Annotated in this window: 6 protein-coding genes; all 6 read right to left on the bottom strand. The window is 71.0% G+C overall.

Annotation, left to right across the window (positions count from 1 at the left end):
* Positions 1 to 1,411: helicase-related protein (locus ACFQ36_RS07990; protein ID WP_377012360.1), on the bottom strand; the 1,411-nt coding region annotated here is incomplete at its 3' end.
* Between the two features lie 46 nt (positions 1,412 to 1,457).
* Positions 1,458 to 1,640 (bottom strand): hypothetical protein, encoded by a 183-nt coding sequence (locus tag ACFQ36_RS07985; protein ID WP_377012358.1) that lies wholly within the window; start codon positions 1,638 to 1,640, stop codon positions 1,458 to 1,460.
* Positions 1,641 to 1,650: 10 nt separating this feature from the next.
* Complete coding sequence (locus ACFQ36_RS07980) at positions 1,651 to 3,033, bottom strand: LLM class flavin-dependent oxidoreductase (RefSeq protein ID WP_377012356.1); 1,383 nt, start codon at positions 3,031 to 3,033, stop codon at positions 1,651 to 1,653.
* Positions 3,030 to 4,760 carry a dipeptide ABC transporter ATP-binding protein gene (locus ACFQ36_RS07975; RefSeq protein WP_377012354.1) on the bottom strand — a complete coding sequence of 577 codons (1,731 nt, stop codon included), beginning with the start codon at positions 4,758 to 4,760 and terminating at the stop codon, positions 3,030 to 3,032. The genes ACFQ36_RS07980 and ACFQ36_RS07975 overlap by 4 nt, the downstream gene beginning before the upstream one ends.
* Entirely contained in the window at positions 4,757 to 5,641 is an 885-nt protein-coding gene (locus ACFQ36_RS07970) for an ABC transporter permease (RefSeq protein ID WP_377012351.1), read from the bottom strand. Before ACFQ36_RS07970 ends, ACFQ36_RS07975 begins: the two co-directional genes overlap by 4 nt.
* Positions 5,638 to 6,633, bottom strand: coding sequence for an ABC transporter permease (locus tag ACFQ36_RS07965; protein WP_377012349.1), 996 nt, complete (start codon positions 6,631 to 6,633; stop codon positions 5,638 to 5,640). The genes ACFQ36_RS07970 and ACFQ36_RS07965 overlap by 4 nt, the downstream gene beginning before the upstream one ends.
* Position 6,634 lies beyond the last annotated feature (1 nt).

The raw sequence follows: 6,634 nt of genomic DNA, 5'->3' as shown, positions 1-6,634 counted from the left end.
CCAGCCGCGGATCGGCAGGGATGCGGGCAAGTGTCCGGCCCAGACCGGTGGCCCGGCCGTCCGCGTCGACGGCGCCCAGATCGTGCAGGACGCGGACGGCCTCCTCGAGCGCGGCCTCCGGCGGGAGATCCGGCAGCGAGAGCCCGGCCCCGCGCGGTGCACCCCAGCAGCTCAAGGCAAGGGCGGCTCCGGTCAGGTCCGCCACGGCGATCTCGGGGGTGGCGTGAGCGGGCGCGGCGGCGAACGTCTTTTGGTCATAGCAGCGGATGACGGTTCCCGGTCCCTGCCGCGCGGCCCGGCCGGCACGCTGCTCCGCCGAAGCCCGTGAGCAGGAGACGGTCACCAGGCCGGACATGCCGCGGACCGCATCCCGGCGCGGTTCGCGGGCCAGGCCCGAGTCGACCACCAGCCGGACGCCGGGGACCGTGAGGGACGATTCGGCCAGCGCGGTGGAGACGATGATGCGGGGCGCGTCCCCGGGGCCCCGGCCGGAGACCGCCCGGTCCTGGGCGGCCGGATCAACCTGGCCGTGCAGCTGAAGCACCTCCGTCCCGCCGGTCCGGCCGCGAAGCCGTGCCGCGACATACGACACCTCCCGGGCTCCGGGGACGAAAACCAGCGCGTCCACCCCGGGGTCCCGGGCCACGGCGTCGACATGTGCGGCGGCGGCAGTGTCGGCCAGATGGTCCAGGAACGCGCGGGCCACGCCGCGCTCGTCCAGCCGCGGCCCCGCGGCCGGTGCCCATTCGACGGCCAGGGGATACAGGGCCGACGGGCAGTCGACCACCGGGGCCGGGCCCCCGCCGTCGCTGGCTCCGATCAGGGACGCGAACCGCGGCGCGTCCAGCGTGGCGGACATGGCCACGAGCATCAGGTCCCCGCGCAGCTGGCGGACCTCGGCGAGCATGCCGAGCAGCAGGTCGGTCTCCAGTCCGCGTTCGTGCACCTCGTCGAGCACCACGGCGGCAACGCCGTCCAGCCCCGGGTCCGCGAGCAGGCGCCGCAGCAGGATGCCCGGGGTGACGAACTCGACGACGGTTCCCCGCGCCGTACGGCTCTCCCCCCGCACCGTGTAGCCGGCGCGGTCCCCCAGGCAGCTGGCATCGAGGGCGGCGAGACGGCGGGCTGCCGCGCGGGCGGCGACACGGCGGGGCTGGGTCACGACCACACGCCCGCTGTTTCCCTGCCGGTGCACGGCCGTGCTGGCGATGAGATTGGCAACCAGCGGCGGGACCAGCGTGGTCTTGCCCGTACCGGGCGGCGCCTGGACAACGGCAGTCCCTGCCGGCCCTCCCTCACGGAGCACCGCGGCGAGGCCATCCAATGAGCGCGCGAAGGTCAGCCCGGCGCCGATGACACCCAGGTCAAAGGCGCCGCGGGCAGCACCCCGGGGCACGGCGGAACGATTCACTCCTCTATTGTGCCCGCTGCCGGCGCGCCAGCCTTGGTGCCCCGCGTCAGCTGCGCGGGGCCGGGCCGGCACCCGGCAGGGCCAGGGTCCACGTCACCGGGGAAACCCCGTTGGGCACGTAGCCGCCCACTGCCTGCCGCCGGTAGATGGCCGGGTTATGCGAGGAAATGGTGCGGGCATTGCGCCACAGACGGATCGAACAGATTGCGGGAACATCGACAATGGTCATGGCTGGCTCCTTAGGCGCCCACTCCGGCGGCCGGCGCTGGGGTAAAGGCGCCGCGGTAGCGTGCGCCGGGGTGCCGGTCCGGCAGCCTGTCCTGGCCGAAGAGCTTGCGGCGCAGGGTGCCCTGGGCGTAAGCGGTCTTGGCCAGGCCGCGCCGCTGCAGGACGGGTAGCAGCAGTTCGTTGAATTCCTCGTAGCTGCCGGGCAGCCGCCAGTTGACCACATTGATGCCGTCCACGCCCGCCGCCTGCCAGGCTGCCAGCTGGTCCGCGATCTGCTCCGGGGTGCCCGCCACATGGCCGCGGCGGATCCGGCTGCGGGCCAGGTCCGCCAGCGTGGGTTCGCGGTCCGGGGTGGCCTTGCGCAGCCAGTCCACGAACCCGCGGCCGCCGTTGTTTTCGATGTCCTTCAGCGGCGTGTCGTCCGGCAACCGGGTGCCGTCCGGCAGGATGCCCAGGGAAGCATGGGTAAGGTAGCCGGTCACCGAGGCGTATTCCTGGTAGTCCTCGTAACGGCGCTGCACCTCGGCCCCGGTCGCCCCGATGATGAAGCTGAGCCCCTGGAAGAACTTGACGTCCTCCGGCTGCCGTCCGGCGGCCACGGCCTCGCTCCGGGCGCCGTCGATATGCTGCCGGGCCACCTGCGGGTCGGGAGTGCCGATGAACACGGCCTCGGCATGCCGGGCGGCGAACCGGATGCCCCGGGGCGAGCCGCCGGCCTGGAAGAGCAGCGGGGTGCGCTGCGGGGACGGGGAAGGCAGGTGCGGGCCGTCCACCGTGTAACGGGGTCCGGCATGGAAGATCTTGTGGATCCTGCCCGGGTCGGAGAAGACGCCGCGTTCCCTGTCCTTGAGCAGCGCCCCGTCCTCCCAGGAGCCTTCCCAGAGCTTGTAGGCCACGTCCAGGTATTCGTCCGCCCAGTCGTAGCGGGCGTCATGTTCCACCAGCGCGGGCAGCCCGAAATTCCGGGCAGCGTTCTCCTGGGTGGAGGTCACGATGTTCCAGGCGGCGCGGCCGCCGGAGATGTGGTCCAGGGTGGACAGTTGCCGGGCGAAGTTGAACGGGTGGTTCTGCATGACGTTCGAGGTCGTGGCCAGCCCGATGTGCCGGGTGACGACGGCGAGCGCGCCGAGCAGCACCGTAGGATCGTTCGAAGGGATCTGCAGCCCTTCGTGCACGTTGTCCACATACTGTCCGTCCGCCGGCCCGTACAGCCCGGAGACATCGGCGAAGAACATCGCGTCGAACAGGCCCTCCTCCAGGGTTTGCGCCAGCTCAATCCAGAGCCGGATGTCGTTGAACCCGCCCTGCCGGGCGTCCGGGTGCCGCCACTGGCCGTGCTGGATGTGGGATGCGGTGTTCATCAGGAAGGCGTTGAAGAAGAGCGGTCTGCTCATGCCAGGGCTCCTTCAGTGGCAGCTGCGTTGGTCCCGGAGGGCAGCTTGGGCAGGGAGGCGAGCAGTTCGCGGGTATAGGGCTGCTGCGGGGTGTTGAAGATCTCGTCCGCCGTGCCCTGTTCCACGGCCAGGCCGTCCTTCATGACCAGCACGCGGTCGCTCATGTGATGGATGACGCCCAGGTCGTGGGAGATGAACAGGTAGCTCAGTCCCAGTTCCTGCTGCAGGTCGGAGAGCAGGTCCAGCACCTGGGCCTGGACGGATACGTCCAGGGCGGACACTGCCTCGTCCAGCACGATCACCTCCGGTTCCGGGGCCAGCGCCCGGGCGATGGCGAGCCGCTGCCGCTGTCCGCCGGACAGCTGGAGCGGGTGCTTGGCCAGGTGTTCCGTCTGCAGCCCCACCTGCCCGGCCAGTTCCGCCGCGCGGGCGGCCCGGTCGGCCTCGGCCGGATAGTCGGTGCGGGAAATGGCATCCAGCAGGATGCGTTCGGCATTCCAGCGCGGGTCGAAGGAGCTCAGCGGGTCCTGGTACACCACCGTGACCAGGCGCCGGCGGGAACGCCGCGCCGCCGTCGAAATGCCCGTCCAGGCCTGCCCGTCCAGCAGCACCCGGCCCGCATCCGGCTCAAGCATGGCCAGGGCCATCCTGGCCGTAGTGCTCTTGCCCGATCCGGATTCGCCGACAATGCCCAGCGTCTCGCCCACGCCGAGTTCGAAGGAGACGTCCCTGACCACCGTGCGCAGCACGCCGTCGGGCCCCTTGTAGCTTTTGGTCAGTTTCTCGGCCTGCAGCACCGGCGGCGCATCCGCCGGACGTTCGGTCCGGGTCCGGCGGCTGGTGGCCGTGATCCGGGCCCGGCCGTCCTTGGAGAGCGGGGTGCCCTTGGTGTGTGCGGACGGGATCGCGTCCAGCAGCGCCTGGGTGTATTCATGCTGCGGGTCCTGCAGCACCTGGCGGGCCGGCCCCTGCTCGACAATGGCCCCGCCCTGCATGACCGCCACGTGGTCGGCGAGGGTGGCCACCACCGACAGGTCGTGGCTGATCAGGATGATGCCGGTGCCGCGGTCCTTCATGCCGGCCAGCAGGTGCAGGATCTGTGCCTGCACCGTCACGTCCAGCGCCGTCGTCGGCTCGTCCGCAATGACGATCTTTGGATCGAGCGCAATCGCCGAGGCAATGAGCGCCCGCTGGCGCAGGCCGCCGGAAAGCTCGTCCGGGCGCTGCCGGGCCCTGACCTCGGGGTTCGGCACGCCGACACTGGCCAGCAGTTCCACCGCCTTGGCCGCACGGGAGGCCTTGGTGCCCCAGCCGTGCAGCCGCAGGGCCTCTTCGATTTCCCTGCCCACCGGCCGCAGCGGGTCCAGCGAGACGAGGGCGTCCTGCAGGACAAAGCCGATCTCCCTGCCGCGCAACTGCCGCCACTGGCGTTCCCCGAGTTCGGCCACCCGGTGCCCGGCCAGTTCGAGGGCGTCCGCCTGCACCCGGGCCGTGCCGCCCGGCAGTCCCACCAGGGTCCGGGCGGTGACCGACTTGCCGGAGCCGGATTCACCCACGATGGCCAGGCATTCGCCGGCGGCCAGGTTTAGGGAAACGTCCCTGACCACGTGCCGCAGTTCGGCCTGCCGGCCGGTTCCGACGGCGAAGGAGACGTTCAGGTTCCTGACATTGAGCAGCCGGCGGGTAGCCGTCGCCGCGGCGGACGGGTGTGCGAGGGTGGCGGTCATGACTGTGTTCCTTCCAGCTTCTTCTGGATGAAGCGGCCCAGCGAGGTCGCCGCCAGGGCAATGGCGACAATGGCGAGTCCGGGCATCACCTCGAGCCACCAGGCCCTGGTGACGAACATGCGGCCGGCGTCCAGCAGGGCGCCCCATTCCGGCGACGGTGGAGCGACCCCGAGGCCGAGGAAGGCCAGCCCGGAGGCCCAGACGATGGACTGGCCGATGCCGAGCGTGACGACGGCGACCAGCGGGCGCATGGCGTTCGGGAAGACATGCCGGCGCAGCACGGTCCAGCGGCTGTGGCCCAGGGCGTGGGCCGCCTCCACGTAGCCGGAGTTGCGTACGGCCAGCACCTGGCCGCGGATCATCCGGGCATATCCCGGAGCGGTGCCCAGGCCCACGGCCACGATCTGGGTGGTGACGCTGGGTCCGTAGATGGTCACGAACAGCATGGCCAGCAGCAGCACAGGGAAAGCGAACAGCACCTCCAGGCTGCGGCTGAGCAGCCCGTCCACCCAGCGTCCGCCCAGGCCGGCGGCCACGCCCAGCACGACGGCGATGCCGATGGCCAGCCCGGTGGCGCCGAGGCCGATCAGCAGGGATTCGCGGGCACCGTAGACCACGCGGGTGTAGAGGTCCCGGCCGGACTGGTCCGTGCCGAAGGGGTGCTGGAAGCCGGGTGCCTGCAGCGCACCGGCCAGGTCGATGGCGAACGGGTCGCGAATGGTGAGCAGCTGCGGCGCGACGGCCGCCAGTACAAAGAAGAGGACGACGGCGGCGGAGACCGCCGGGGCCAGCGGGACGCTGCGGAACCGCGCCCCCCGCCTGAAGCGGGACTGCGGCCCGGCTGCCGGGTTGGTCTGCGGAGTCAGGGTTGCAGTGCTCATGAATTCTTCAGCCTCGGATCGATCAGCGTGTAGGCGATATCAACCAGCAGGTTGGCGACCACGTAGATCGCCGCCACCAGGATGACGATGCCGCAGACCACGGGCAGGTCGCGGGAATTGACGGCGGTGACCAGGATCTTGCCCAGTCCGGGGCGGCTGAAGACGCTCTCGGCGATGACCGCCCCGGAGAAGAGCGAACCCAGCGCCCAGCCGGAAAGGGTCACGCCGGGCAGCACGGAGTGGCGCAGCACGTGGCATACCCGCACCGAGGCGTCCCCCATGCCGCGCATCCGGGCCGACAGCGCAAACGGCTGGTCCAGGGCCTTCTCGAACTCGGTACGGGTTACCTGGCCGAGAAAGCCGGCCAGCGGAATGCCCAGTGTCAAAGCCGGCAGGACCAGGCCGGCCGGGCCGGTGCCGCCGACCACCGGAAAGAGCCCGAGATCCAGCGCAAAAACCACCAGCAGGATCACGCCGAGCCAGTATTGCGGCAGGCCCGCCGCGACGGCCTCCAGCCCGGAGGCGATCGAGGAGACGAAGCGGTTCCGTCGGGCGGTACCGATAATCACCGCCACGGAAATGATCCAGGCCACGCCCAGCGAGGCGAAGGTCAGCACGATGGTGGGTCCGACCTGGTCCGCGATCACGGAGACCACCGGCTTGTGCAGCTGGTAGGACTCGCCCAGGTTGCCGGTGGCCAGGTCGCGCAGGAAGCGCAGGTACTGCACGATCAGCGGGTCATCGAAGCCGTACTGTGCATTGATGGGAGCCAGTTCCTCCGGGGTGCGCTCCTGGACCTGCCCGGTGAGCTGGTTCAGCAGCAGCGTGGCCCGGTCCCCCGGCAGCAGCGCCTGGATCAGGAAGGTGAAGGTGGCCGCGGCCCAGACCACGCCCAGGGCGGTCAGCACCCGGCCGGCCCGGCGCAGCCCGGGCGAGGCCGGCAGGTTGCCTGCCCGGCGGCCGGTTTCGGGTGCGGTGTCAACGGTGCCCATG

Source organism: Arthrobacter sp. GCM10027362 (assembly GCF_042679445.1).
Lineage (GTDB): Bacteria > Actinomycetota > Actinomycetes > Actinomycetales > Micrococcaceae > Crystallibacter.
Note: the sequence above shows the minus strand (reverse complement) of the source record. Positions and strands in the feature narration are given on the sequence as shown.